Origin of the sequence: Snodgrassella sp. CFCC 13594, from assembly GCF_001590725.1 — a bacterium.
GTDB lineage: Bacteria > Pseudomonadota > Gammaproteobacteria > Burkholderiales > Neisseriaceae > Snodgrassella.
The window spans coordinates 1-256 of record NZ_LQXR01000118.1 but is presented as its reverse complement, the minus strand read 5'-3'; the positions used below and the strand labels follow the sequence as shown (position 1 = coordinate 256).

The 256-nt window shown below is 43.4% G+C and carries 1 pseudogene; it reads left to right on the top strand.

The window, feature by feature from the left end:
• Positions 1-210, top strand: a pseudogene (locus A2F46_RS13160) (hypothetical protein); the annotation flags it as partial.
• Between the last annotated feature and the right edge of the window lie 46 nt (positions 211-256).

The window sequence follows — 256 nt, the reverse complement described above, 5'->3', positions numbered from 1 at the left end:
CTGGAGGCGTTTGCCAATAGGGATGGTGGGCTGCTGGAGGATAACCGAGAGGGCAACTGTACGATACCGCCTACACAGTGGTTTATTGCTGAAACAAACATGGGTAGGTTGCTGAAAATTGTGTTTATCCAATATGACGGCAAGGTTTACTTAAAATCGGCATACAGCCCAAACAGTGAAGAAATTCGGATTTACAACAAATACAAATAAGGATATTGACCATGGACACCATCTACAAAAACACAGAGCAATGGGA